Here is a 25,301-nt window from a genome sequence, read left to right on the forward strand (position 1 = left end):
GAGGGTCGATCGGCGCAGCGCGAGCGGGGTGGGGTGATCTCTCAACACGGGCAGTGCACCCGTGGAGACACCGTCACCCCACCCCGTCACGCAATCTCGCTTCGCTCGATCGCGTGCCGACCCTCCCCCTCCAGGGGAGGGTGGCAGCCCGCTACCGCTGCTTTTGCCATTCGTTGACACTTTTCGTTAAAATTCTCGGGCGCGGCTTAGGGGGATCGCATCATCTCTTTTCCATGATCGGGACAGATCACCCGCCGCTAGACCTGCGGAATTGGAGGAGACGTGCCAATGCATCCGCGCAAGTTTGTCCGTGTGAAGCCCGCAGGCCTGGTGTCACGCCAGGCCAAGATCATCACCGACCCGCGCGCGCCGGTGATCCCGTGCACGCTGATCGACTATTCGCCCGGCGGGGCCTGCGTCGATCTCGGCGGCCAGGTGAAGATTCCCGATCGCTTCGAGCTGCTGCACGTGAATACCAAGAAGCGCTGCCGTATCGCCTGGAAGCGCGGCACGCGCGTGGGCGTGGTGTTTTGAGGGGATAGTTCCTGACCTCCCGGCGTCGGCACTGGGCTCCCTCCCCCGCTTGCGGGGGGAGGGAGCCGAGTCCCGACGCTGGAGCACCGCTGACACGATCTGCAACGGCCCCTCCTCGCGCTGCCAAACGGCCAGCGTCTTCGCGCATGACGGGGGTGGCGGGCTCGGCTAGATTGCGGCCCAACAACAAGAACGATTTGTCCGGGGAGGACAGGCGTGCACCAGGGACGAGTCGTTTTCGGCGCGATCGAGGAGGTCGTGTTCGGCCATGCTGCGGCCGGGGCCATCGTCGCGCAGATGGACCGGCTGGGAACAAGCCGCGCCTTCCTGATGGTCTCGGGGACGCTGAACCGGCAGACCGACGAAATCACGAAAATCAGGGACGCGCTCGGCGGGCGCTGCGCCGGCCTGTTCGACGCCATGCCGGCCCATACGCCGCGCGAGGCGGTGATCGCGGCGACAAAAGCGGCGCGCGAGGCGCAGGCCGATCTGATCGTCACCGTCGGCGGCGGTTCCATCACCGACGGCGCCAAGGCGGTGCAGCTCTGCCTCGCCAACGGCATCGACGATATCGCCGGCATCGACCGCATCCGCGTGCACAAGGGCGTCGCGCCCGAGATGAACGCGCCAATCGTGCGGCAGGTCAGCGTGCCGACCACGATCGCCGGCGGCGAGTTCTCATCGATCGCGGGCGTCACCGACAGGGCCGCGCAGGTGAAGCAGATGCTGCGGCATCCACTTGCCGTGCCACGCGCGACCATTCTCGATCCCGCCATCACCGTGCACACGCCGGAATGGCTGTTCCTGTCGACCGGCATCCGCGCCGTCGACCATTGCGTCGAAGCGATCTGCTCGCGCGAGACGCATCCTTACGCCGATGCGCAAGCGGTGAAGGGCCTCGCCATGCTCGCCGACGCGCTGCCGCGGGTGAAGGCCGACCCGTCCGATCTCGATGCGCGCATGGACGCACAGATCGGCACCTGGCTGTCGATGGGCGCGCTCGCCGCCGGCGTGCCGATGGGCGCGAGCCACGGCATCGGCTACGTGCTGGGCGGGGCCTTCGACGTGCCGCACGGCTACACCTCCTGCGTCATGCTGCCGGCGGTGATGCGCTGGAATGCGCGCGACAATGCCGAGCGGCAGATGATCGTCGCCGCGGCCATGGGCTATCCCGGCCGCAATGCGGCCGACGTGCTCGACGCCTTCATCCGCTCGCTCGGCATGCCGCGCAGCCTTGGCGACGTGCGCATCTCGCCGGAACATTTCGATGCGATCGCGGAAGCTGCGATGCGGACGAACTGGATTCCGCGCAACCCGCGCAAGATCGAGGGGCCCGCCGATGTGCGCGAGATCCTGCTTCTTGCCGCCTGATCGAAATCCGGAGGATCGATGTACACAGGGACACATGCCCGCCTGCGTCCGCTGCAGCCCGCCTTCGTCATGGCTGCGACCGGCGAGGCCGTCACCTATCGCGAGCTGGAGGCGCGCAGCAATCGGCTGGCGCATCTGTTCCGCCAGCACGGCTTGAAGCGGCTCGAGCATTACTCGATCTTCATGGAGAACAATGCGCGCTATCTCGAAGCCTGCGGCGCCGGCGAGCGCTCCGGGCTCTACTACACCTGCATCAATTCCTTCCTGACGCCGGGCGAGCTCGCCTATCTCCTCGTCAACAGCCAGTCGAAGATCCTGATCACGTCGATGGCCAAGCTCGCCATCGCGCGCGAGGCGATAAAGGCCTGCCCCGAGGTCAAGCTCTGCATCGTCGCCGACGGCCCGGGCGAGAGCGAACGCATCGTTGGCCTAGCGGAGGCGACCGCCGGCGTGCCGGCAACGCCGATTCCCGACGAATGGCTCGGCACGGCCATGCTCTATTCGTCGGGCACGACGGGACGGCCGAAGGGCATTCTGCGGCCGCTGCCGGAGGAGAAGCCGAAGCACAATCTGCCGCTGTTCGATTTCCTGTTGAGGCTCTGGCACTACCGCGAAGGCATGGTCTACCTGTCGCCGGCGCCGCTCTATCATTCGGCGCCGCAGGCTGCCGTGAACCTCACGATCCGCATGGGCGGCACCGTGATCATCATGGAGAGCTTCGATCCCGAGCGTTACCTGCAGCTCGTCGAGCAATGGGGCATCACCCACACGCAGCTGGTGCCGACGATGTTCTCGCGCATGCTGAAGTTGCCGGAGGAGGTGCGCAAGCGCTACGATTTGTCCTCGCTGGAGATCGCGATCCACGCCGCCGCGCCCTGCCCACCGCAGGTCAAGGACGACATGATCAGATGGTGGGGACCGATCATCCACGAATATTACGGCGCGACCGAAGGCCTCGGCTTCACCGCCTGCAACAGCGAGGAATGGCTGGCGCATCGCGGCACCGTCGGCAAGGTGCTGCTCGGGGACCTCCACATTCTCGACGAGAATATGCGGGAATGCCCGACCGGCACGCCGGGCCAGGTCTGGTTCAAGACGGCCACGCCGTTCGAATATTTCAACGATCCAGAGAAGACCAGGGAGGCGCGCTCTGCCGATGGCAGCATGAGCACGGTCGGCGATGTCGGCTATGTCGATGCCGATCGCTTCCTGTACCTGACCGACCGCGCCACCTTCATGATCATCTCCGGCGGGGTGAACATCTATCCGCAGGAATGCGAGAACCTACTTATCACCCATCCCAAGGTCGCGGACGCCGCCGTGTTCGGCGTGCCCAATGCCGATCTCGGCGAGGAGGTGAAGGCGGTGGTGCAGCCGATGCCGGGCGTGGTGCCGGGGCCGGCGCTCGCCGAAGAGCTGATCGCGTTCTGTGCCAAATCGCTGTCGCGGCAGAAGGTGCCGCGCTCGGTCGATTTCGAGAAGGAATTGCCGCGGCTGCCGACGGGGAAGCTGTACAAGCGGCTGCTGCGGGACCGGTACTGGGGGAACAAGGCCTCGCGGATCGTGTGAGGGCTTCCGCTACGTAAGGTGCGCAAGCAAGCGCCACACACGTGACTGTCGTCCCGGGCTCGCGACGAAGTCGCGAGCCCGAGACGACGGCGGTGTTTGTTGAGGCATCTGCGCTCAACAGCTGCACCAGGACCATCTCTTCGCACTGCACTCTCACATCGTGAGGCGATGAAAGCCCTGCGGCCATCCGTCATCCGAATTGTCGAGAGCGCAGCAAGCCTTGCGGGTTGCCTCGCTGCACGCGCCTCGCTATCGTCCGGGCAAACAGGCCGCAAAGGCCGAGGTCCAGGGAGGATGAGCATGCGGAGCGTGTGGGCGCTCGCCGCAATGGCGGCGCTATCTGTGCTGACGGCCTCGACCGTGACGCTCGCCGGCGAGCCAAAGCAGGGCGGCACCTTGCGGATGTATCACCGCGACAGTCCGGCCAACGCCTCCATCCTCGAAGGCGCGACCTATTCGATCAACGTGCCGTTCATGGGGGTGTTCAACAATCTCCTCATCTACGATCAGCACATCGCACAGAACAGCCCCGATACGCTGAGGCCGGACCTCGCCGAAAGCTGGTCCTGGAGCAGCGACAACAAGAAGCTGACCTTCAAGCTGCGCCAGGGCGTGAAATGGCACGACGGCAGGCCGTTCACGTCGGCCGACGTCAAATGCAGCTTCGATATGCTGATGGGCAAGTCGCAGCAGAAGCTGCGGCAGAATCCGCGCAAGGCCTGGTACAGCGAGGTCAACGAGATCACGACCAACGGCGAGCTCGAGGTCTCCTTCGAGCTGAAGCGGCCGCAGCCCTCGCTGCTGGCGATGCTCGCCTCCGGTTACACGCCGGTCTATCCCTGTCACGTCTCGCCGGCGGACATGCGCACCCATCCGATCGGAACCGGACCGTTCAAGTTCGTCGAGTTCAAGGCCAACGAATCGATCAAGCTGACGCGCAATCCGGACTATTGGAAGAAGGGCCTGCCCTATCTCGACGGCATCGAGTACACCATCATCACCAACCGCTCGACCGCGATCCTGGCTTTCGTCGCCGGCAAGTTCGACATGACCTTTCCGACGCACATCACGATCCCGCTGCTGAAGGACATCAAGTCGCAGGCGCCGAACGCTGTTTGCGTCGTCGAGCCGACCAACGTCTCGACCAACATCATCGTCAATTCGACCTCCGCACCGTTCGACAACATCGACATCCGCCGCGCCATGTCGCTCGCGCTCGACCGCAAGGCGTTCGTCGACATCCTGTTCGAAGGCCAGGGCGACATCGGCGGCACCATGCTGCCGCCGCCGCAGGGCATCTGGGGCATGCCCAAGGACAGGCTGGAGACGATTCCGGGCTACGGCCGCGACATCAATGCCAACCGCGAGCAAGCCAAGAAGCTGATGCAGAAGGCGGGCTACGGTCCGGACAAGCACCTCGCAGTCAAGGTCTCGACGCGCAATCTCGCCGAATATCGCGACCCCGCCGTGATCCTGATCGACCAGCTCAAGAGCATCTATATCGACGGCGAGCTCGACGTCGTGGAAACCGCGAACTGGTTCCCGAAGGTCGCGCGCAAGGATTACATGCTCGGCCTCAACCTGACCGGCAATTCCGTCGACGATCCCGACCAGTCCTTCTACGAGAATTATTCCTGCGGCTCGGAGCGGAACTACACCAATTATTGCAACAAGGAGATCGAGAAGCTGTTCGACGTGCAATCGCAGGAGACCGACCTAGCCAAGCGCAGGCCGCTGGTGTGGGATATCGACAAGAAGCTGCAGGAGGACGTCGCCCGCCCGATCATCTTCCATGCCCGCGCCGGTACCTGCTGGCAGCCTTATGTCAAGGGCATCACGATCATGTCGAACAGCTCCTACAACGGCTTCCGCTTCGAGGATGTGTGGCTCGACAAGTAGTGATCGAGGCTGACGACTAGCGCGGAGGGCGATGCATGTTTGCCTATCTGGTGCGGCGCCTGTTCCTGATGCTCGTGACCCTGTTCGGGATCTCGGTCGTCATCTTCTTCCTGCTGCGCATCGTGCCCGGCAACATCGTCGACATCCTGTTCGCCGCCGCCGGCTACGTCGATCCGGCCGACAAGGCGGAGCTGGAGAAGCAGCTCGGCATCGACCAGCCGCTGGTCACGCAATATCTGCACTGGATCGGCGGCTTGCTGCGCGGCGATTTCGGCTACTCCTATGTCTCGGAGAAGCCGGCGCTGCAGGAGATCCTGCCGCGGATTCCGATCACGGCACGACTGGCCGGGCTTGCGCTGCTGTTCTCGGCGTCGATCGGCATTCCCTTGGGCGTCATCAGCGCAGTGAGGCAGGGCACACGGCTCGACTACGCGCTTCGCGTCGTCAGTCTCAGCGGATTGTCGCTGCCCTCGTTCTGGCTCGGCCTTCTGATCCTCACCGCGTCGGTGGCGATGTTCGGGCAGATGCCGATCTTCAATCCCAATCCGAAGACATGGCTCGAGGCATTCGCAACCTACGCCGTGCCGGCCGCCGCCGTCGGCTTTCGCAGCGCGGCGCTGACCATGCGCATCACGCGCTCCTCGATGCTGGAGGTGCTGCGGCAGGATTACATCCGCACCGCCCGCGCCAAGGGTGCCTCCGATGCGGCCGTGAACTATCATCACGCGCTGAAGAACGCGATCCTGCCGGTGATCACCGTGATCGGCATCGAGGCGGCGTTCCTGATCGGCGGCCTGATCGTCACCGAGACCGTGTTCAACATCCCTGGTGTCGCCCGCTTCCTGGTCGAGGCGATCCGCTGGCGCGACTATCCGATCGTGCAGAACCTCGTGATGTTCATCGCGGTCGTGGTGGTGTTCGCCAACTTCACCGTCGACATGCTCTACGCGGTGTTCGATCCGCGGATCAGGTACACGGACTAGCGCCATGATTGTCGTCCACGCCGCGCTCGCGCGTTCGTTCACCTCTCCCCGCTTGCGGGGAGAGGTCGAATTTGCGCGAAGCGCGAATTCGGGTGAGGGGGAGTCTCCGCGAGTCCAACTCTCACCTCCCCGTGGAGAGCCCCCTCACCCCAACCCTCTCCCCGCAAGCGGGGCGAGGGGGAAGATAGAGCTCACATGGCCGCGATCGACTTCGACGTTGAACTGAGGCGGGCCGGGGCGCATGCGACCGGGGGCTGGCGGCGCGTGCTGTTCATGGTGCAGCGGCACGTGCTGGGCGCGGCCGGGCTCGTCATCATGACATTGTTCGTGCTGACTGCGATCTTCGCCGATGTCATCGCGCGCTATGATCCGCTGACGGTGGATTCCGCCCGCGCGCTGGCGCGCCCGAGCCTGGCACACTGGATGGGCACCGATTCGTTCGGCCGCGACGTGTTCAGCCGCATCATCCACGGCGCGCGGATCTCGCTCGCAGTCGGCATCGGCTCGACCGCACTCGGCGGCACCATCGGCGTGATCGTCGGCCTCACCTCCGGCTATCTCTCGGGCTGGGTCGATCTCGTGTTCCAGCGCGTCTCCGACGTGCTGCAGGCGCTGCCGCTGCTGGTGCTGGCGCTGGTGATGACGGCGGCACTCGGCCCGTCGCTGCCGAACGTGATCATCGCCATCGCCATTCCGCTGATCCCGACGGTGGCGCGCGTCATCCGCGCCAATACGCTGGCGCTGCGCGAGCAGCCGTTCGTGGAAGCGGCCAAATCGATCGGCATGAGCGAGATGCGGATCGCGCTGCGCCACGTGCTGCCGAACACGCTGGCGCCGCTGATCGTGCTGGCGACCGCCCAGCTCGGCTCGACCATCCTGACCGAGGCTTCGCTGTCCTTCCTCGGCCTCGGCATTCCCGAGCCCTATCCGTCATGGGGGCGCATGCTGTCCGAATCCGCCGCCGAATATGTCCGCACCGCGCCGTGGCTGGTGATCTTCCCCGGCGTCGCGATCAGCCTCGCCGTATTCGGCGCCAATTTGTTCGGTGACGCCCTGCGTGACATCCTGGATCCGAGGCAGCGCGGCTGATGGCTGACAAGACCGATCTCGTGCTCGAAGTGAAGAACCTGAAGACGGTGTTCTTCACCAATTCCGGCCTGTTCAGGGCTGTCGACGACCTCTCGTTCAGCGTCAGGCGCGGCGAAACGCTGGCGATCGTCGGCGAATCCGGCTGCGGCAAGAGCGTGACCGCGCTGTCGCTGATGCGCCTCGTGCCCGATCCGCCCGGCCGCATCGTCGGCGGCTCCGTCTCGCTGGAAGGAACCGACCTGCTGGCGCTGGATGAGGCGCAGATGCGCGCGGTCAGGGGCAATCGCATCTCCATGATTTTTCAGGAGCCGATGACTTCGCTCAATCCGGTGGTGCGGATCGGCGACCAGATCGTCGAGGCCGTGCGGCTGCATCGGAATATCTCATCGAAGGAAGCACACAACATCGCCGTCGAGATGCTGCGGCTGGTGCGCATCCCCGAACCGGCGCGGCGGGCGCGCGAATATCCGCATCAGCTGTCCGGCGGCATGCGGCAGCGCGCGATGATCGCGATGGCGCTGGCGTGCCGGCCGGCGCTCTTGATCGCGGACGAGCCGACCACGGCGCTCGACGTCACCATCCAGGCGCAGATCCTGGCGCTGATCCTCGACCTCCAGAAGGAGCTCGGCACCGGGCTGGTGCTGATCACGCACGATCTCGGCGTGGTCGCGCAGACCGCGCAACGCGTGATCGTGATGTATGCGGGGCGGAAGGTCGAGGAGGCCAGCGTCGAAGCGCTGTTCGCCGCGCCGAAGCATCCCTATACGCGCGGATTGATGGCCTCGATCCCGGCGGTGCCGGCCTCCGGCGTCGCCGCGCCGGCGCGGCTGAACGAAATCCCCGGCACGGTGCCGTCGCTGGTGCGGCTGCCGCAAGGCTGCGCCTTCGCGCCACGGTGCAAGCTCGCCATCAAGCGTTGCGAGGCCGAATATCCGCCGCTGGCGGATTGGGGCGGCGGGCATCTGGCCGCCTGCTGGCGCGCCGAAGAAGTCGCGGAGGTGGCATGAGCGAGACGCTGCTCGAAGTCACTGACCTCAAGAAGCACTATCCAGTGCGTGCCGGGGTGCTGCGAAGACAAGTTGGCACCGTGCACGCGGTCGATGGCGTCTCGTTCGCGCTTCATACCGGCGAGACGCTCGGCCTCGTCGGCGAATCCGGCTGCGGCAAGTCCACGGTGGCGCGTAGCGTGCTGCGGCTGGTCGAGCCGACCTCGGGCCAGATCCGCCTCGACGGCGAGGACATTACGCATCTGTCGAAGACGGCGATGCGCCCGCACCGCCGCTCGATGCAGATCGTGTTCCAGGACCCGTTTGCCTCGCTCAACCCGCGCATGAATGCCGGCGATATCGTCGGCGAGCCGCTCGCCGTGCACGGGCTCGCGACCGGCGAGGCGCTGGAGAAGCGGGTCGCAACATTGTTCGAGCAGGTGGGGTTGCGGCCCGACCAGATGCGCAACTTCCCGCATCAATTCTCCGGCGGCCAGCGCCAGCGCATCTGCATCGCCCGCGCGCTGGCGCTGGGGCCGCGCCTGATCGTCTGCGACGAGCCGGTCTCCGCGCTCGACGTCTCGATCCAGGCGCAGGTGATCAACCTTCTGATCGACCTGCAGCGGCAGCACGGCTTTTCCTATCTCTTCATCGCGCACGACCTTGCCGTGGTCGCGCATATCAGCCACCGCGTCGCCGTGATGTATCTCGGCCGCATCGTCGAGATCGCCGACAAGGACGAGCTGTTCCGCAATCCCAGGCATCCCTACACCCAGGCCCTGCTCGCCTCGGTGCCGATCGCCAATCCGCTGGCGAAGAAGCTCGCGCCGCTGGTCGATGGCGACGTGCCGAGCCCGGTCAATCCGCCGTCCGGCTGCGCATTCCACACCCGCTGCCGGTTTGCGATGGAGCGATGCAAGACGGAACGGCCGGCGCTGCTGGATGCCGGTGATGGACATCAGGTGGCGTGTCTGCTCAATGAGGGGACGGGGCGGAGCAACACGATCCCGTAGGGTGGGTAAGCCAAGTGGACTGTGCGAAGCACAGGCCGCTTGGCGTAACCCACCTCTTTGATCTCCGCGGTGACAGAAGTGGTGGGTTGCGCCAGCGAACCGCGCTTCGCGCGGCCGCAGACTAACCCACCCTACGATTGTCGAGCGCCCGGATCACCGGCCAGGCCGCGAGCGCGGCGGCGAGATGCTTGAGGGTATGGCCCGAGACCATGTGTCCGGTCGCTTCGAACACGGTCACGTCGCCGAGTTCGAACAGCTTGGCCAGCACATAGAAGGCGATCACGCCGCCGAGCGGCACGCCAAGGGCGCCGGGCCGTGGGCGTGTGAACGAAAGGCCCACGGCCAGCGCCATGCCGCCGAACTGCACCACCACCCATGGCGTGAGATTCTCGCGTGCGACCCAGGCCGCCAAGAGGCCCGCGATCATCGTCAGCACCAGCACCGCTTCGCCTGCGCGCGTGCTGATGCGCTCGCTGGCCGCGATGCCCAGAAAGCCTGCGAACGCCACCGCCATGCCGAGACGATCGGCCACGAGCCGTTGCGGCAGGTCGGGGTCGAGATGATAGAAGCCCGAGCCGAGGCAGGTGAGGATCAGTCCGACGAAGAACCAGCTCGCACCCACCGGCGCATCATTTCGGGCCCGCAGCCGCTCCGAGCCCCAGACACCCATCGCGAGGAAAGCGAGGTTGCTCAGCACATCGGCGGCGTTGGGTATGCCGAGCCACGCGCGGCTGTCGACGAAATGCGGGATGTGCCAGGCGGCGGCGGGCAATGCGGGCGCCAGAAGCGCGGTGAGCGTCAGGACGAGGAGCGCTCCGGTAAGATATTTCTCGCGGGTTTGCAGGGGGGCGTACGAGAGCCGGCGGGCCACTGGCGGGACCAGTGCGTTGGCCGGTTGAGCTTGGTCACGCGCGCGCAGCATGCATATCTCCAGACATTGAACATCGTTCAATATTGGTGACCTGAAAATGAACTTCGTTCAATAGGGAGCGAGTTAAGGGTGAAATTTCATTCAATCAATTGAAATCATTTCATTTTCTGAAAGTCGAGCGGCACAAGAGAGCGGGAGCTGTAGCAACCATTAAAGCGGGCGCCCGATTGCCTTGAGCATGACGCCGCGCTTACCCCGCCCCGATCTCCGCGACGATCCTGCCCGTCGTCACTTGCTCGCCCTCGGCGACGTCGATCGCGCTGACGACGCCGTCGATGCCGGCCTTGTGGACGTGCTCCATCTTCATTGCTTCCAGCGTCAGCACCGGCTGGCCGGCGGTGACGCGGTCGCCGGGCTTGACGAGGACGGCGACGACGCGGCCGTTCATGGCGGCGCGGACCTTGCCGTCGCCGCCATTGCTTGCAGCTGCCTTCGGCGCGGCGAGGGTGAGATCGGTGACGGCGAGCGGAATACCGCGGTGCTGGAGATAGAGTCGATCGCCATCGCGCAGGAACTTTGCGCTGTCCATTACCCCGGCGTGGCGGAAGCGGATGGCGTCGGGATCGAGCTGGTCGATCTCGAACTTGTCCTGGCGGCCGTCGGTCATGACCGTGTAGCTGCCGTCGCGCTCGCGCGTGATGTCGAGCTCGTGCGTCTGGCCGGCAATCTCGATTTTCGCCGGCAGCGGAAAAGTGGCGGCGAGGCTCCGCCCTTCCTGCCACGACGGCGCACGCGGGCTGGTGACGTAGAGCAGCAGGCCCGCCAGCGCCGTCTCGAATGCTGCGTCTGGCCGCAGCGCCAGCAATTCGTCGCGATGCGCGCCGATGAAAGCCGTCGTCGCCTCGCCGTTGGCAAAGCCGGGATGGCGCAAGCAGGACATCAGGAACGCCTGATTGGTCGTCACGCCGAACGCCGTGAGCTGCTCGAGGCCGACGATCAGCCGCCCCCTCGCCTCCTCGCGATTGGCGCCGTGGCTGATCACCTTGGCGATCATGGAATCGTAGAACGGCGGGATCTCCGAGCCCGATTGCAGCGCATGCTCGACACGGACGCCATCCGGCGCCTGCCAGCACGCCATGCGGCCGGACTGCGGCATGAAATCCTGCGCGGCGTCTTCCGAGCACAGCCGCACCTCGATGGCATGACCGGAGAACTTGATGTCCTGCTGCTTGATCGGCAGCGGCTCGCCGCGGGCGACGCGCAGCTGCAGCTCGACGAGATCGAGCCCGGTAATCGCCTCGGTGACGGGATGCTCGACCTGCAGGCGCGTGTTCATCTCCATGAAGTAGAATGCGCCGCTGGCATCGAGCAGGAATTCCAGCGTACCGGCGCCCTCATAGCGCAGCGCCTTGACCGCGGCGACTGCGACCTCGCCCATCCTGGCGCGCAGCTCCGGCGTGACCGCGGGCGACGGCGCCTCCTCGATCAGCTTCTGGTGCCGCCGCTGCACCGAGCAATCGCGCTCGCCGAGATGAATGGCGTTGCCGTGACTGTCGCCGAACACCTGGATCTCGATGTGGCGCGGATTCTGGATGGCGCGTTCGAGGATGAGTGTGGGATCGCCGAACGCGGCCTTCGCTTCGGACCGCGCGCTGCGCAGCGCATCGGGGAAAGACGCCGCATCCGTGACGAGCCGCATGCCGCGGCCGCCGCCGCCGGCGACCGCCTTGATCATCACGGGAAAGCCGATCTTTCCGGCTTCCGCGAGCATGACCTCGTCGCCCTGCTCGGTGCCCTGGTAGCCGGGCACGATCGGCACGCCGGCCTTCTTCATGATCTCCTTCGCGCCGGCCTTGTTGCCCATCGCCTCGATCGCCTGCGGCGACGGGCCGATGAAGACGAGGCCGGCGTCCTTGCAGGCGCGCGCAAACGCCGCGTTCTCGGCGAGGAAGCCATAGCCGGGGTGAACGGCATCCGCGCCGCTGGCCCTGGCCGCGTCGATGACCGCGGGGATGTTGAGATAGGACTGTGCCGGCAAGGCTTCGCCGATCCGCACGGCCTGGTCGGCCTCGCGCACGTGGATCGCATCGCGATCCGCATCGGAATAGACCGCGACGACGCCGAGGCCGAGTTTTCGCGCGCTGCGCATCACGCGCAGCGCGATCTCGCCCCGGTTGGCAACCAGAACCCTAGAGAACGGCCGGTGTTGCACTGATCCGTTCCTCATGGGCGGGCCACCGAAAACTGCATGCGCTGCGGCGTGCGTGCATCGCCCTCGCGGCAGATCGCGAGCACCTCCGACAGCACCGCGCGGGTGTCACGCGGATCGATCACGCCGTCGTCGAGCGCGCGGGCGCTGGTCGAGAACACGTCCATCTGGCCGTCGAACACGCCGATGATTTGCGCCTTCATGGCGTCCAGCCTGTCCTTCTCGATCGGCTTGCCGCGCCTGATGGCAGCGGCCTCCGTCACGATCGCCATGGTCTCGGCCGCTTGCTCGCCGCCCATCACCGCGGTCTTGGCGTTCGGCCAGGAGAAGCAGAAGCGCGGATGGAAGCCGCGACCGCACATGCCGTAATTGCCGGCGCCGAACGAGGCGCCGCAATAGATGGTGATCTGCGGCACGGTCGCCGAGGTCACGGCCTGGATCATCTTGGAGCCGTGCTTGATCATGCCGGCTTCCTCATAGGCCTTGCCGACCATGTAGCCGGTGGTGTTGTTGAGATAGAGCAGCGGCGTGCGAGTCTGGCAGCAGGCCTGGATGAAATGCGTCGCCTTGTTGGCGCCGGCGGGATCGAGCGGGCCGTTGTTGGTGATGATGCCGATGGCCTGACCCTCGATGCGGGCGTGGCCGCAGATGGTGGCCGGGCCGTAATTCGGCGCCATCTCGGTGAAATCGGAATCGTCGACGATGCGGGCGATAACCTGCTTCATGTCCACCGGGCGCTTGTGGTCCATCGGCATGATGCCGAGCAGCTCGTCCTGGTCATAGCGCGGCGGCTTGAATTGCACCGACGCTTTGCCCGGCCGCTCCCATTCCATCGCCGCCATGATCTCGCGCGCGATGCGAAGCGCGTCGCGATCGTCCTCGGCGAGGTAGTCGCCGAGGCCGGAGATCTGCGTATGCATCTCGGCGCCGCCGAGCTCTTCCTCGGTCGCGATCTCGCCGGTGGCGGCTTTCAGCAGCGGGGGTCCGGCGAGGAACGCGCGGGTGCGGCCGCGGACCATGACGATGTAGTCGGAGAGGCCGGTCTGATAGGCGCCGCCGGCGGTGGAGGAGCCGTGCGTGACGGTGACGACCGGCAGCCCCGCAGCGGAGAGCCGCGCCAGATTACGAAAGATGTTGCCGCCGCGGACGAAGTCCTCGACGCGGTAGCGCAGCAGATTGGCGCCGGCGCTTTCGACCAGCTGGACATAAGGCAGCTTGTTCTCCAGCGCGAGCTCCTGCACCCGCAGCGTCTTGTCGAGGCCGTAAGGCTGCAGCGCACCGGCGTCGATGCCGGAATCGCTGGCGCTCACCATGCAGCGGATGCCCGAGACGAAGCCGATGCCGGCGATGACGCCGCCGCCCGGCACGCTCTTATTCGCATCCGGCACGTCGAACATGTAGCCGGCCAGCGTCGACAGCTCGATGAAGGGCGCACCGGGATCGAGCACCAGCGCAACGCGCTCGCGCGGCAGCAATTGGCCGCGCTTGTGGAAGCGGTCCTTGGCTGCGGCAGATGCGGCGCGCGTGCGCTCTTCGAGCGCGCGCATGCGGTCGATCAGCGCGAGCATGCCATCGCGATTGGCGTGGTAGGCCGCGCTGCCGGGGGAAATGGTGTTTTCGAGGATGGACACAGTTTACTCCGTCATTCCGGGGCGATGCGCAGCATCGAACCCGGAATCTCGAGGTTCCGGGTTCGCGCTTCGCGCGCCCCGGAACGACGTTCAGCGATTCGTCCCAAAGATCTTCCGCGCCTCGGCGGGGCTCGCGATCTCGCGGCCGGCGCGCCTTGCGCAGGCGGCGACCGCTTCGATCAGCTGGCCGTTCGACGTCACCTTCTTGCCGTCGGCGAGATAGAAGGTGTCCTCGAGGCCGGTGCGCAAGTGGCCGCCGAGCTCGGCGCAGCGCTGGTGCAGCGGCCAGATCTCCTCGCGGCCGATGGCGGTGACCTGCCAATGCGCTTCGGGACGCTTCAGCTTGATCAGGATCGGCAGCAATTCAGGGTCGGCCGGCATGCCGGAGGCGACGCCCATGACGAAATTGTACTCGAGCGGGCCCTTGTACATGCCGACCTGGGTGTACATGCCGACGCAGCGGACGATGCCGACGTCGAAGCATTCGAACTCGGGGATGGTGCCGACCGCGTTCATGACGTCGAGATAGTCCTTCACCTTCTCGACGGCGTTGTCGAACATCATCGGCGGCCAGGCCCAGGTGTTGTCGGCCTTCACCTTCAGGTAATTCAGCGAGCCGGCGTTGCAGGCGGCGATCTCGGGCCTGGTCTCGCGGATGCAGTCGAGCGCGCCTGAATAATTCGGCCCCGACACGCCCGAGGTGTGGTTGATGATCACGCCCGGGCAGGCTTCGCGGATCGCCTGCTGGATCTCTTTGCTGACCGCGACCTCCCAGGACGGCAGATGCCCCTTGCCCGGCGCCTGCTGGCGCAGATGGATGTGCATGACGGAGGCGCCGGCCTCGAACGCTGCCTTGGCCTCGCGCGCCATCTGCTCGGGCGTCACGGGCACGTTGTGCTGCTTGGGGTCGGTGAGCACGCCGTTCAGCGCGCAGGTGATGACGGCCTTGTCGCTCATGCGTTCAATGTCTCGCACGTTGAGAATTCAACACTTGCGATCATGTGACGCGCGACATGCGGCTTCTTGCGCGGAGAAGCTGGGGAAAACGACGAATTCGCAGGATGGGTAGAGCGCAGCGAAACCCATCATGCTTCAGCGAGGAGGATGCGTGATGGGTTTCGCTTCGCTCTACCCAGCCTACAAGAGCGGAGCTAGCTCGCCTCCGCCATCCGCACCGTCTCGGTGCTGCGATAGATCGCAAGATCCCGCGAGCCGACGAAGATCGCGCGCGGCTTGAGGCCGTAGAAGCGGCGGATCGAGTGGCTGAAGTGGGTGGAATCGGGATAGCCGATGTCCTGCGCGAGATGGGCGAGGTTGAGGTCCTGATTGGCGAAGTGCAGCAGATGCCGCGCGCGCTTCCAGGCCCGGAAGGAGCGGAACGAGATGCCGGTCTCCTCCTTGAACAGATGCAGGAAGCGCGAGGCGGAGAGGCCCGCTTCCGCGGCGCAGGTATCCGCCGTCACCGGCTCGCCGGAGAAGCGCTCGATGCGGGCCACCGCACGCATCACGCGCGGATCGAGCACGCGGCGCGGCAGCGCCTCGCCGAAGCACATCTCGTCGAACTCTGCTGTCGTGATGTCGCCATAACGGCGCTGACGCAGCAACGCGTAGGCGGCGAGGATCTTGCGGGCATAGGCGGCCCTGTCAGGTCCGGTCAGGCGCGCGGCCAAGGCCTCGATCACGCCATCCGGCATGCTTTCCGGCTCCAGCGTCACGCTGATCACGGTGCGGTAGTCGCTGGCGATGGAATGCCGCTGGTTCGGCAGCGTGACGAACAGCTCGCCGGTGGTGAGAACGTCGTCGATGGTGAGGTGCAAATTGCCCTTCACCGCGACATAGACATGGCAGCAACCGGGGGTCCGCTTGCGGGGCCGGCCAAGCAGGCCCGCATAGAACACGCGCTCCGGCGTGATCAGCATCAGATGGTCGGATTCGCGACCGTCATATTCCATTGGGTTCCTCCTCGCGCGGCTCTCAGGCCGCTGCGGACGGAGGTCACCTTAGCGGAAATTTGGGCGCTGTCACGGTGAGATAGCGCTGTCATGAAAACATGCGCGGTCGTTCCGGGGCGCGGGAAGCGCGAACCCGGAACTTCGAGATTCCGGGTCGATGCTGTGCATCGCCCGGAATGGCGGCCTAGAACTTACGCCCTCACCCTCGGCGCGACGTTCTGCTCTTCCCCGGCCTTTTGCTCCGCAGCAACGGCGCGCTTGTAGCCGTCGCGCTGCTGCAGGCGGGCCCAATAGGCTGCGACGTTTGGCCCGAAATCCCTGGCAAGCCCGATATTGCTCGCGAGCCGAAGCGCGTAACCGATGACGATGTCGGCGGCGGTGAAGCGGCCCGCGCACAATGTTTCGGCATTCGCCGTCGCTGCCTCGACGGCGCGCAGGCGCCCCAGGAACCATTTCGCGTAATCGGTGGCGACCTGCGGGTTGCGGCGCTCCTCCGGCTCGAGCTGGGTGTATCTCAGCACCAGTGTTTGCGGGAAGGTTAACGTGGCGTCGCTGAAATACATCCAGTTCAGGAACGTGCCATAGGCGGGATCTTCCAGGCCGACCATCAACGGCGTCGGGCCGTATTTGATGCCGAGGTAATGGCAGATGCCGGAGGATTCCGTCATCCTGGTCTCGCCGTCGATCATGAAGGGGATGGTGCCGAGCGGATTGAGCGCGAGATAGTCCTTGGCGAAGACGCGCGGCGGGAACGGCAGCATCTTCAGTTCATAGGGCAGCCCCATCTCCTCCAGCATCCAGAGCGGACGGAACGAGCGCGCGGCGTCGCAGTGATAGAGCGTGATCATCAGGAGTTTCCTTTGCTGCCCGGCAGCGTCCCCATCATCTTGCACAGGACCATCAGCATGACCTCGTCGGCGCCGCCGCCGATCGAGGTCAGGCGGCTGTCGCGATAGGCGCGGCTGACCGGCGTCTCGTTGGTAAAGCCCATTCCGCCCCAATATTGCAAGCAGGCGTCGGTGAGCTCGCGCCCCAACCGGCCGGCCTTCAGCTTGGCCATGGTCGCAAGCCTGGTCACGTCCTCGCCGGCGACCAGCTGCTCACCCGCACGATAGATCAGCGCGCGCAGGAGCTCGACCTCGGTCTGCATCTCCGCGAGCTTGAAGTGCACGACCTGGTTGTCGAGGATCGACTTGCCGAAGGCTTTGCGGTTGCGGGTGTACGCGATGGTCTGCTCGATGATGTATTCGTGCGCCTTCAGGCAGGCGGCCGCGCCCCACAAGCGCTCCTCCTGGAACTGGATCATCTGGTAGGTAAAACCCTGGCCCTCCTCGCCGATCCGGTTGCGCTTGGGCACGCGGACATTGTCGAAGAAGATCTGCGCCGTGTCGGAGGAGCGCATGCCCATCTTGTCGAGCTTGCGGGCGACGGTGACGCCCTTGCTCTTCATGGGCACGCAGATCAGCGACTTGTTGCGGTGAACCGGACCGTCGCCGGTGTTGGCGAGCAGGCAGATCCAGTCGGCCTGGGTGCCGTTGGTGATCCACATCTTGCCGCCGTTGATGACGTAATCGTCGCCGTCGGAGCGCGCCTGGGTCTTGATCGAGGCGACGTCCGAGCCTGCGCCGGGCTCGGAGACGCCGATGCAGGCGACGTAATCACCGGAGATCGAGGGGCTAAGGAATTCGCGGCGCACCTCGTCGGAGCCGAAGCGCGCCAGCGCCGGCGTTGCCATGTCGGTCTGCACCCCGATCGCCATCGGCACGCCGCCGCAGGTGATGGCCCCGAGCTCCTCCGCCATCATCAGCGCGTAGGAATAGTCGAGGCCCGAGCCGCCGAACTCGGTCGGCTTGTTCAGGCCGAGAAAGCCGAGGCTGCCCATCTTCTTGAACAGCTCGTGGGCCGGGAAGATGTCGGCCTTCTCCCACTCATCGACATGAGGATTGATCTCGCCCGCGATGAATTTTTGTAAGAAGCGGCGGATGTCGTCGTGGTCGGCGGTGAATAGCATTTTGTTTCCTGTCATTCCGGGGCGCGCAAAGCGCGAACTCCGATGCGCAATTGCGCATCGGAGAATCTCGATATGTTAGGACTCATCTCTGGGTCCCGGGTTCGCGCTGCGCGCGCCCCGGGACGACGGTCGTCACAACCCCATCTGCCGCGATGCCAGGTCCTTCATGATCTCCTCGGTGCCGCCGCCGATGGCGTTGACCTTGACCTCGCGGTAGATGCGCTCGGCCTTGATGCCGCGCATGAAGCCGGCGCCGCCGAAGATCTGCACGGCCTCGGAGGCGCAGAACGCCATGGTCTGCGTCGCCTGGTTCTTCATCATGCAGATTTCGGCGACCGGGCTCTCGCCCTGGTCGAGCCGCCAGGCCAGCATCTCCAGCATCGCTTGCGAGGCCGCGACCTTCTGCGCCATATCGACGATCTTGTGGCGGATGACCTGATGCTGGGCGAGCGGCTTGCCGAAGGTCTTGCGTTCCTTCGCATAGGCAATCGCCTCGTCGAGGCAGACCCGCGCGAAGGCGGTGCAGCTCGCCGCCATGCCCATGCGCTCGCTGTTGAAGTTCTGCATGATGATCTTGAAGCCGTGGCCCTCCTCGCCGATCAGGTTCTCGGCGGGCACGCGGCATTCGTCGAAATGCAGCGTTGCGGTATCGGAGGCCCACCAGCCCATCTTCTTCAGCTTGGTGCGCGACAGGCCGGGTGTGTCGCCCTCGATCAGCAGCAGGCTGACGCCGCCGGCGCCCTCGCCGCCGGTCCGCACCGCAACGGTCAGATAATCGGCACGCATCCCCGACGTGATGAAGGTCTTCTCACCGCTCACGACGTAGTGATCGCCGTCGCGCCGCGCGCGGGTGCGCAGGTTCGCAACGTCGGAGCCGCCGCCCGGCTCGGTAATGGCGAGCGCGGAGATCTTCTCGCCGGCCAGCACCTGCGGCAGCACGCGCGCCTTCACCTCGGGACGCGCGGCCCGCGCGATCGGCGGCGAGCCGATGGTGTGGCTCATCAGGCTGGCGCTGACGCCGCCCGCGCCGGCGCGCGCAAGCTCCTGGCTGGCCACGATCTTCATGAACTGGTCGGCGGCGATGCCGCCATATCCTTCCGGAAATCCGAGTCCCAGCAGGCCGATTTCGGTCGCCTTGCGATAGAGCTCGCGCGGGAATTCGCCGGCTTCGTCCCACTCATGGGCGAAGGGCGTGATCTCCTTCTCGACGAAGCGCCGCATCACATCGCGGAACGCGTCGTGCTCGGCGGTATAGAACGGGCTCTTCATCGCGGGACTTGCCTCGAACGGATTGGTCTCGGCCACCATGGCTGGAACCTTGGCCGCTCACTTGCGCGGAGTGGCTGATCGGAGCGGACGTTCGAGCAAGGCAGCAAGCTAGCAACTCAACGCAAGACGATTTTCACCACTCGCGGGCCAACTCTGGCGCAAAAAACGTTGCTGCACAGACTCCGGCTGGCCCCAGGGCCACGCCGGGCATGGTGCGCAAGCAGCAAGAAAGCGGGCGGCAAGAGGCCGCCGAGGGGAGACGTCTTTGGCCGTTCGCTATTACGACTGGATCGCCCATCATGCCCGCCGCGCGCCTGACAAGGTCGCGGCCGTCGACCTCGCGAGCGAGCGCCGCTTCACCTATTCGCAGCTCGATGCCCGCGTCTCACGCCTCGCCTCGTTGCTGCGCCACACGCTCAACGTCGCGCGCGGCGACCGCGTCGCGGTGCTGGCGCTGAACACGACCGATACGCTGGAGGTGCAGTTCGCCTGCGGCCGGCTGGGCGCCATCTTCGTGCCGCTCAACACCCGCCTCACCGTTCCCGAGCTCCAGTTCATCACCGCCGACTGCGCGCCGAAGGTGATGATCCACGATACTGATCTGGCCGAGACGGCGCTCAGCGTGGCGAAGCTCTGCAACGTTGCGACCAGCCTGCTGCTCGGCCCGGGCGGCAGCTATGAAGCCGGCATCGCCGCCGCAAAGCCGTTCGAGCGCGCCGAGGAGGTGACGCTCGATGACGTCTCGACCATCATGTACACGTCGGGCACGACCGGGCATCCCAAGGGTGCGACCATCACCCATGGCATGACCTTCTGGAATTGCGTCAATCTCGGCGGCCCCGCCTGCATCGGGCCGGGTTCGGTGCTGCTCACCGTGCTGCCGCTGTTTCACACCGGCGGACTCAACTGCTACACCAATCCGGTGCTGCATGCCGGCGGCACCGTGATGATCATGCGCGCCTTCGATCCCGGCACCGCGCTCGGCCTGATCAACGATCCCGCGCAGGGCATCAACGTGTTCTTCGGCGTGCCGGCGATCTATCAGTTCATGGCGCAGCACCCCGCCTTCGCGACCACCGATCTCAGCCGGCTGATCGTCGGCGGGGTCGGCGGCGCGCCGATGCCGGTGCCGCTGCTCAAGGTCTGGGAGGCGCGCGGCGTCGCGCTGCAGCAGGGCTACGGCATGACCGAGACTTCGCCGGCCGTGCTGGTGCTCGACCGCGAGGATGCGGCGCGCAAGGCCGGCTCGGCCGGCAAGCCGGTGCTGCACACCGAGGTGCGCATCGTGCGCCCCGACGGCAGCGACGCCGATGTCGGCGAGCTCGGCGAGCTCTGGGTCAAGGGCCCCAACATCACGCCGGGCTACTGGAACAGGCCGGAGGCGAACAAGACGTCCTTCACCGACGGCTGGCTGCACACGGGCGACGCCACCCGCGTCGACGAGGAAGGCTTCTACTACATCGTCGATCGCTGGAAGGACATGTACATCTCGGGCGGCGAGAATGTCTATCCGGCCGAGGTCGAGAACGTCCTGCACCAGCTCAACGCCATCGCGGAAGCTGCCGTGATCGGCATTCCCGATGCGCAATGGGGCGAGGTCGGCCTTGCCATCGTCGCGATCAAGCCGGGACACAAGCTGACGGAAACCGAGGTGTTCGCCCATTGCGCGGCCAATCTGGCACGCTTCAAATGCCCGCGTCAGATCCGTTTCGTCGATGCGTTGCCGCGCAACGCCACCGGCAAGATCCACAAGCCGACCTTGCGCAAGGAGTTCTCGGCGGCTTCCGAAATCGATAAGAAGGTCGCCAATGCCTGATCGAAGCGTCACTCGCGGGCGCTTTCTTGAACGCATGTGGTGATCGACGTCTCGAGCGACGCTCGGCGATGTCCGCAAGCCTCAACGCGTCGGAAGGCGTGCTGAACGAGATCGAAGCGGCTATGCCGGCAGGAAGAGCGCGAACGGCTCTTCCACCGTGCGGCGCAGGTGCTTTCGGTACAGCTCATAGTTGGCATCGCCGGACGCGACCCGGCCCAGAGACGGCTTCGCAACGTTCCGGAGCGGCACATAGGCGATCGGCGCGGCGATCGGCGTGAGCTGTGACCCGGGCCCTGCGCGCAGCGTCGAGATGATGCCGTACATCTCGCCTGATACCGTCGGCCGCGACACCGTGATCACGCGGTGCTGGCCGTGCTTGATGATGACGAGGTAGATGAAGCCGGACTGATGAGGGACGGCGACCTCGCCGGTATGTTCGTAGGCGGCATCGGTCCGATCACCCTCGCGAAAGACGAGCGACGAGACCTTCGGCTCCCACGCGATCTCGGTGCGATAGGCGAAGATCGCGTCCTTGTCGCCGAACGACGGCCGCAAGGTGATGTAGACGTCCTCGAGCCAGGTCACGGCGCGGTGCGCATAGGAGCCGAGGCTGTCGGGCGCGACGTCGTTTGCGGCCGGGGGCGTCGTCACAACGGCACTCTTGCGCAAGGAGACGCCCAGTGCCTGCTCCAGCCGGACCGTCGTCGCCAGCGTGAACGGCCGCCGGCCGCCGAGCACCTTCTCCAGCGTCGACAGGCTGAGCTTGGCCTGCTCGGCCAGCGCCTGCCGGGAGATCCGGCGCCTCGCAAGCTCCTCGCGAATGGTCTCGGCGATCTCACGGCTCTGCTCGTCGGAAAGCTGCTTGTCGGTGAGTTTGTCCTGCGTCTGCATCGTCAGCCCCGCTCCAGGCTGGTCACTCTAGCAGGGCGGACAAACCAGCACAAAACCGCACATGACCGCCCCGGCCGAAGCGAGCCTGGGCCGGCCGCGGCGGAACATTGCCGATCATTCTGCTCGCGAATTGCCGCCCCGCCGGCGGATGCTGAGGGCCAGCAAACCTGCTTCGGGAGCAAGCCAGATGGACGCCTACGACACGGCCGGCAGCGACGAACACCCGCTGTTGAGCCGCCTCATCAAGGTCGGACTGTTCCTTCTCGCGCAAGGCATCGCCGTGATGCTTGTCGCCTTCCTGGCCCTGCTGGTGAGTTTTGGGGCGAGCTGGTCGGCAACGACCGAGCAGGCCAGCCTGCTCCAGCCCGGCGAAGCACGCTCGGGCAGCCTGCTGCTGAGGCAGGACGGCGCCACCCTAGAGGCGATCCGCCTTGGGACCGATGTCGACATCACGGTGTCGGGCCCGACCTTGCGCGCCCGCGTCACGCAAGCATTCCGCAACCCTAGCAAGGATTGGGTCGAGGCGACCTACGTCTATCCGCTCGCGGCCGGCGGCGCCGTCGATACGCTGAAGATGGTGGTCGGCGACCGCGTCATCATCGGCGACATCAAGGAGCGGCAGCAGGCGCGCGTGATCTACGAGGAGGCGCGCCGCGCCGGCCAGAAGGCCGCGCTCACCGAGCAGGAACGGCCGAACATCTTCACCAACTCGGTCGCCAATATCGGTCCCGGCGAAACCGTGCTGGTTCAGATCGAGTACCAGGAGCCGGTGCATCAAGTCGGCAACGAATATTCGTTGCGCCTGCCGCTCGTGGTCGGGCCGCGCTACAATCCCGCGCCGATCATCCAGAGCGTGGACTTCCGCAAGGATGGCTCGGGCTGGGGCGCGACGACATCGGATCCGGTGCCGGATCGTGACCGCATCTCGCCCCCTGTGCTGGATCCCGCCAAAAATGTGCCGGTCAATCCGACCAGCATCACGGTCCGCCTGCAGGCCGGCTTCGCGCTCGGCGAGGTCAAGAGCCACCATCACAACGTCAAGACGGAAAGCCCGGACAACACGAGCCGCGTGGTGACGCTCGCCGACGGCACTGTCCCCGCCGACCGTGACTTCGAGCTGACCTGGAAGCCGGCTGTGGAGAAAGCGCCGTCGGTCGGCCTGTTTCGCGAGCATGTCGGCGATGCCGATTATTTGCTCGCCTTCGTCACCCCGCCGGCCGCCGAGCAGGCGACGCAGAAGCCGCTGCCGCGCGAGGTCGTGTTCGTGATCGACAATTCCGGCTCGATGGGCGGCACCTCCATCGTGCAGGCCAAGGCGAGCCTGCTCTACGCCCTCGGCCGCCTGCAGCCGAATGACCGCTTCAACGTGATCCGCTTCGACGACACCATGGACATGCTGTTCCCGGTCTCCGTGCCGGCCGATGCCGCCCATGTCGGCGAGGCCACCTCGTTCGTCGGCGATTTGCAGGCGCGCGGCGGCACCGAGATGGTGCCGGCGATGCGCGCGGCACTGACTGACAAGCTCGGAGACATCGGCATGGTCCGCCAGGTCGTGTTCCTGACCGACGGCGCGATCGGCAACGAGCAGCAATTGTTCGATGCGATCACGACGATGCGCGGCCGCTCGCGCGTCTTCATGGTCGGCATCGGATCCGCGCCCAACACCTATCTGATGACCCGCGCCGCCGAGCTCGGCCGCGGCGCCTTCACCCATATCGGCTCCGTCGAGCAGGTGGAGGAGCGCATGCGCGGCCTGTTCGCCAAGCTGGAGAATCCGGCCGTGACCGGCCTCACCGCAAAGTTTTCCGAGGCCAAGGCCGACGTCACCCCGGCGATCATTCCCGACGTCTATCGCGACGAGCCTCTGGTGCTCGCGTCCAGGCTCGACAAGCTCGCAGGCTCGCTCGAGATCAAGGGCCGCGTCGGCGACCGTCCTTGGTCGGTGACGCTGCCGCTGCAAAATGCCGCCGAAGGCAAGGGCCTGTCGAAACTCTGGGCCAGGCGCAAGATCGCCGACGCGGAAGTGGCGCGCACCCTGCGCGAGATGACACCCGAAGACTCCGACAAGGCGATCCTGGCGTTGGCGCTCGACCATCAGATCGTCACGCGGCTGACCAGCCTCGTCGCGGTCGACAAGACGCCAAGCCGTCCCGAAGGCGCGCCGCTGAAGCTCAGCGAATTACCGATCAACCTGCCCGCGGGCTGGGACTTCGAGAAAGTGTTCGGCGAGCGGCCGCACCTGACGCCGACACAGCTGCGCGAACGTCACGCCGATGCGCGCAATCAGCCGGCGGCGCGACGGCCGACGCCTGCTGCGCCCGATGCGATCCGTCTGCCTAAGACCGCAACCTCGGCCGAGCTGAAGATGATCGCGGGTTTCATCCTGATCGTGCTTGCCCTGATCCTGTTCGTGTTCAACCGACGTCAGAGCTTGCTCACTGACGCCGTTTGAGAGAGGAGCCCCCCGAACTCCTCTGTTAGCGCGCGCGGCTGCCCGTCCCCTCCAAACGGCCGCGCGCGCCTTTTTTCTTATGGTCATTGCGAGCGCAGCGAAGCAATCCAGGCTGCCTCCGCGGAGAGTCTCTGGATTGCTTCGCTGCGCTCGCAATGACGATCGTGGATAAAATGCCCCATTTCATCTCTCCGCTGGTCCTCGCACTGATCGGCCTCATCCTGTTCGGCGACGGCGCCTATATCCACGCCAAGGCGTGGCTGGCGCAGGTGCTGCTGGAGCGGGCCTTCGACCGAAGCGTTGCGACGGGACAGGCGGTCAAGCCATGGTCGTGGGCCGACACCTGGCCGGTCGCGCGGATCGAGGTCAAGCGGATCGGCGCCAGCGCCATCGTGCTGGAAGGCGCGAGCGGGCAGGCGCTCGCTTTCGGACCGGGCCATATCCAGCCCACGGCCGATCCGGGCGAACGCGGGATTGCCGTCTATGCCGCCCATCGTGACACTCATTTCCGCTTCCTGCGGAACGTTGCCATGGGTGACGTCATCGATGTCACACGCAGCGACGGTCGACATTTTCGCTATCGCGCAGATTCGTCGGCCGTGGTTCGCTTCGATGCGTCGGGCATCGATCCCATGGCACAGGGTTTCGAGCTTGTTCTCGCGACCTGCTGGCCGTTCGATGCCGTCACATCCGGCCCCGAGCGCTACGTCCTGCACGCAACATTGATTGAAGCTGATAGATAGATCGCCCGCGGG

Annotated in this window: 20 protein-coding genes; 11 read left to right on the top strand and 9 right to left on the bottom strand. The window is 65.7% G+C overall.

Annotated features, from left to right (window positions below; all coding sequences use genetic code 11):
• Window positions 1-288: 288 nt before the first annotated feature.
• The 8 genes from N2604_RS38685 to N2604_RS38720 all read left to right on the top strand — a co-directional run bounded on the left by N2604_RS38685 (window position 289) and on the right by N2604_RS38720 (window position 9,444).
• On the top strand, window positions 289-534 hold the full coding sequence (locus N2604_RS38685; RefSeq protein WP_027565029.1) for a PilZ domain-containing protein: 246 nt from the start codon (window positions 289-291) through the stop codon (window positions 532-534).
• A 216-nt stretch (window positions 535-750) separates the two neighbouring features.
• Window positions 751-1,905 carry an iron-containing alcohol dehydrogenase gene (locus N2604_RS38690; RefSeq protein WP_260373144.1) on the top strand — a complete coding sequence of 385 codons (1,155 nt, stop codon included), beginning with the start codon at window positions 751-753 and terminating at the stop codon, window positions 1,903-1,905.
• An 18-nt stretch (window positions 1,906-1,923) separates the two neighbouring features.
• Window positions 1,924-3,474 (top strand): AMP-binding protein, encoded by a 1,551-nt coding sequence (locus tag N2604_RS38695; RefSeq protein ID WP_260373145.1) that lies wholly within the window; start codon window positions 1,924-1,926, stop codon window positions 3,472-3,474.
• Between the two features lie 300 nt (window positions 3,475-3,774).
• Window positions 3,775-5,373 (top strand): ABC transporter substrate-binding protein, encoded by a 1,599-nt coding sequence (locus N2604_RS38700; protein WP_260373146.1) that lies wholly within the window; start codon window positions 3,775-3,777, stop codon window positions 5,371-5,373.
• A gap of 35 nt (window positions 5,374-5,408) precedes the next feature.
• Window positions 5,409-6,356: an ABC transporter permease gene (locus tag N2604_RS38705; RefSeq protein WP_260373147.1), complete on the top strand. Its 948-nt coding sequence runs from the start codon at window positions 5,409-5,411 to the stop codon at window positions 6,354-6,356.
• Between the two features lie 195 nt (window positions 6,357-6,551).
• The gene (locus N2604_RS38710; RefSeq protein WP_260373148.1) at window positions 6,552-7,445 is read left to right on the top strand and encodes an ABC transporter permease; all 894 of its coding nucleotides are present in this window, start codon (window positions 6,552-6,554) and stop codon (window positions 7,443-7,445) included.
• Entirely contained in the window at window positions 7,445-8,452 is a 1,008-nt protein-coding gene (locus N2604_RS38715) for an ABC transporter ATP-binding protein (protein WP_260373149.1), read from the top strand. The genes N2604_RS38710 and N2604_RS38715 overlap by 1 nt, the downstream gene beginning before the upstream one ends.
• Window positions 8,449-9,444 (top strand): ABC transporter ATP-binding protein, encoded by a 996-nt coding sequence (locus N2604_RS38720; RefSeq protein ID WP_260373150.1) that lies wholly within the window; start codon window positions 8,449-8,451, stop codon window positions 9,442-9,444. Before N2604_RS38715 ends, N2604_RS38720 begins: the two co-directional genes overlap by 4 nt.
• 121 nt (window positions 9,445-9,565) lie before the next feature.
• Here the strand turns inward: N2604_RS38720 and N2604_RS38725 are convergent, their stop codons facing one another.
• The 8 genes from N2604_RS38725 to N2604_RS38760 all read right to left on the bottom strand — a co-directional run bounded on the left by N2604_RS38725 (window position 9,566) and on the right by N2604_RS38760 (window position 19,387).
• On the bottom strand, window positions 9,566-10,366 hold the full coding sequence (locus tag N2604_RS38725; RefSeq protein ID WP_260373151.1) for a hypothetical protein: 801 nt from the start codon (window positions 10,364-10,366) through the stop codon (window positions 9,566-9,568).
• 199 nt (window positions 10,367-10,565) lie between these two features.
• On the bottom strand, window positions 10,566-12,542 hold the full coding sequence (locus N2604_RS38730; RefSeq protein WP_260373152.1) for an acetyl-CoA carboxylase biotin carboxylase subunit: 1,977 nt from the start codon (window positions 12,540-12,542) through the stop codon (window positions 10,566-10,568).
• Window positions 12,539-14,155: an acyl-CoA carboxylase subunit beta gene (locus N2604_RS38735; RefSeq protein ID WP_260373153.1), complete on the bottom strand. Its 1,617-nt coding sequence runs from the start codon at window positions 14,153-14,155 to the stop codon at window positions 12,539-12,541. The genes N2604_RS38730 and N2604_RS38735 overlap by 4 nt, the downstream gene beginning before the upstream one ends.
• A 90-nt stretch (window positions 14,156-14,245) precedes the next feature.
• A complete protein-coding gene (locus tag N2604_RS38740; protein ID WP_260373154.1) occupies window positions 14,246-15,112 on the bottom strand; it encodes a 3-keto-5-aminohexanoate cleavage protein in 867 nt (288 codons plus the stop codon).
• Window positions 15,113-15,306: 194 nt separating this feature from the next.
• Complete coding sequence (locus tag N2604_RS38745) at window positions 15,307-16,107, bottom strand: helix-turn-helix domain-containing protein (RefSeq protein WP_260373155.1); 801 nt, start codon at window positions 16,105-16,107, stop codon at window positions 15,307-15,309.
• A gap of 191 nt (window positions 16,108-16,298) precedes the next feature.
• On the bottom strand, window positions 16,299-16,955 hold the full coding sequence (locus tag N2604_RS38750) for a glutathione S-transferase family protein (RefSeq protein WP_260373156.1): 657 nt from the start codon (window positions 16,953-16,955) through the stop codon (window positions 16,299-16,301).
• Entirely contained in the window at window positions 16,955-18,118 is a 1,164-nt protein-coding gene (locus N2604_RS38755; protein WP_260373157.1) for an acyl-CoA dehydrogenase family protein, read from the bottom strand. The genes N2604_RS38750 and N2604_RS38755 overlap by 1 nt, the downstream gene beginning before the upstream one ends.
• Before the next feature lie 132 nt (window positions 18,119-18,250).
• Window positions 18,251-19,387 carry an acyl-CoA dehydrogenase family protein gene (locus N2604_RS38760; RefSeq protein ID WP_260376391.1) on the bottom strand — a complete coding sequence of 379 codons (1,137 nt, stop codon included), beginning with the start codon at window positions 19,385-19,387 and terminating at the stop codon, window positions 18,251-18,253.
• Between the two features lie 265 nt (window positions 19,388-19,652).
• On the opposite strand from N2604_RS38760, the gene N2604_RS38765 reads away from it, so the two are divergent.
• Window positions 19,653-21,203 (top strand): long-chain fatty acid--CoA ligase, encoded by a 1,551-nt coding sequence (locus N2604_RS38765; RefSeq protein ID WP_260373158.1) that lies wholly within the window; start codon window positions 19,653-19,655, stop codon window positions 21,201-21,203.
• 120 nt (window positions 21,204-21,323) lie between these two features.
• Here the strand turns inward: N2604_RS38765 and N2604_RS38770 are convergent, their stop codons facing one another.
• Window positions 21,324-22,094 (bottom strand): helix-turn-helix transcriptional regulator, encoded by a 771-nt coding sequence (locus tag N2604_RS38770; RefSeq protein WP_260373159.1) that lies wholly within the window; start codon window positions 22,092-22,094, stop codon window positions 21,324-21,326.
• A gap of 187 nt (window positions 22,095-22,281) precedes the next feature.
• Here N2604_RS38770 and N2604_RS38775 point away from each other — a divergent pair, with 187 nt between their 5' ends.
• Both N2604_RS38775 and N2604_RS38780 read left to right on the top strand, forming a co-directional pair.
• Window positions 22,282-24,546 carry a marine proteobacterial sortase target protein gene (locus N2604_RS38775; RefSeq protein ID WP_260373160.1) on the top strand — a complete coding sequence of 755 codons (2,265 nt, stop codon included), beginning with the start codon at window positions 22,282-22,284 and terminating at the stop codon, window positions 24,544-24,546.
• A 173-nt stretch (window positions 24,547-24,719) separates the two neighbouring features.
• A complete protein-coding gene (locus tag N2604_RS38780) occupies window positions 24,720-25,289 on the top strand; it encodes a class GN sortase (protein ID WP_260373161.1) in 570 nt (189 codons plus the stop codon).
• The last annotated feature ends 12 nt before the right edge of the window (window positions 25,290-25,301 follow it).

Source organism: Bradyrhizobium sp. CB1015, assembly GCF_025200925.1.
In the GTDB taxonomy this organism is placed as follows: Bacteria; Pseudomonadota; Alphaproteobacteria; order Rhizobiales; family Xanthobacteraceae; genus Bradyrhizobium.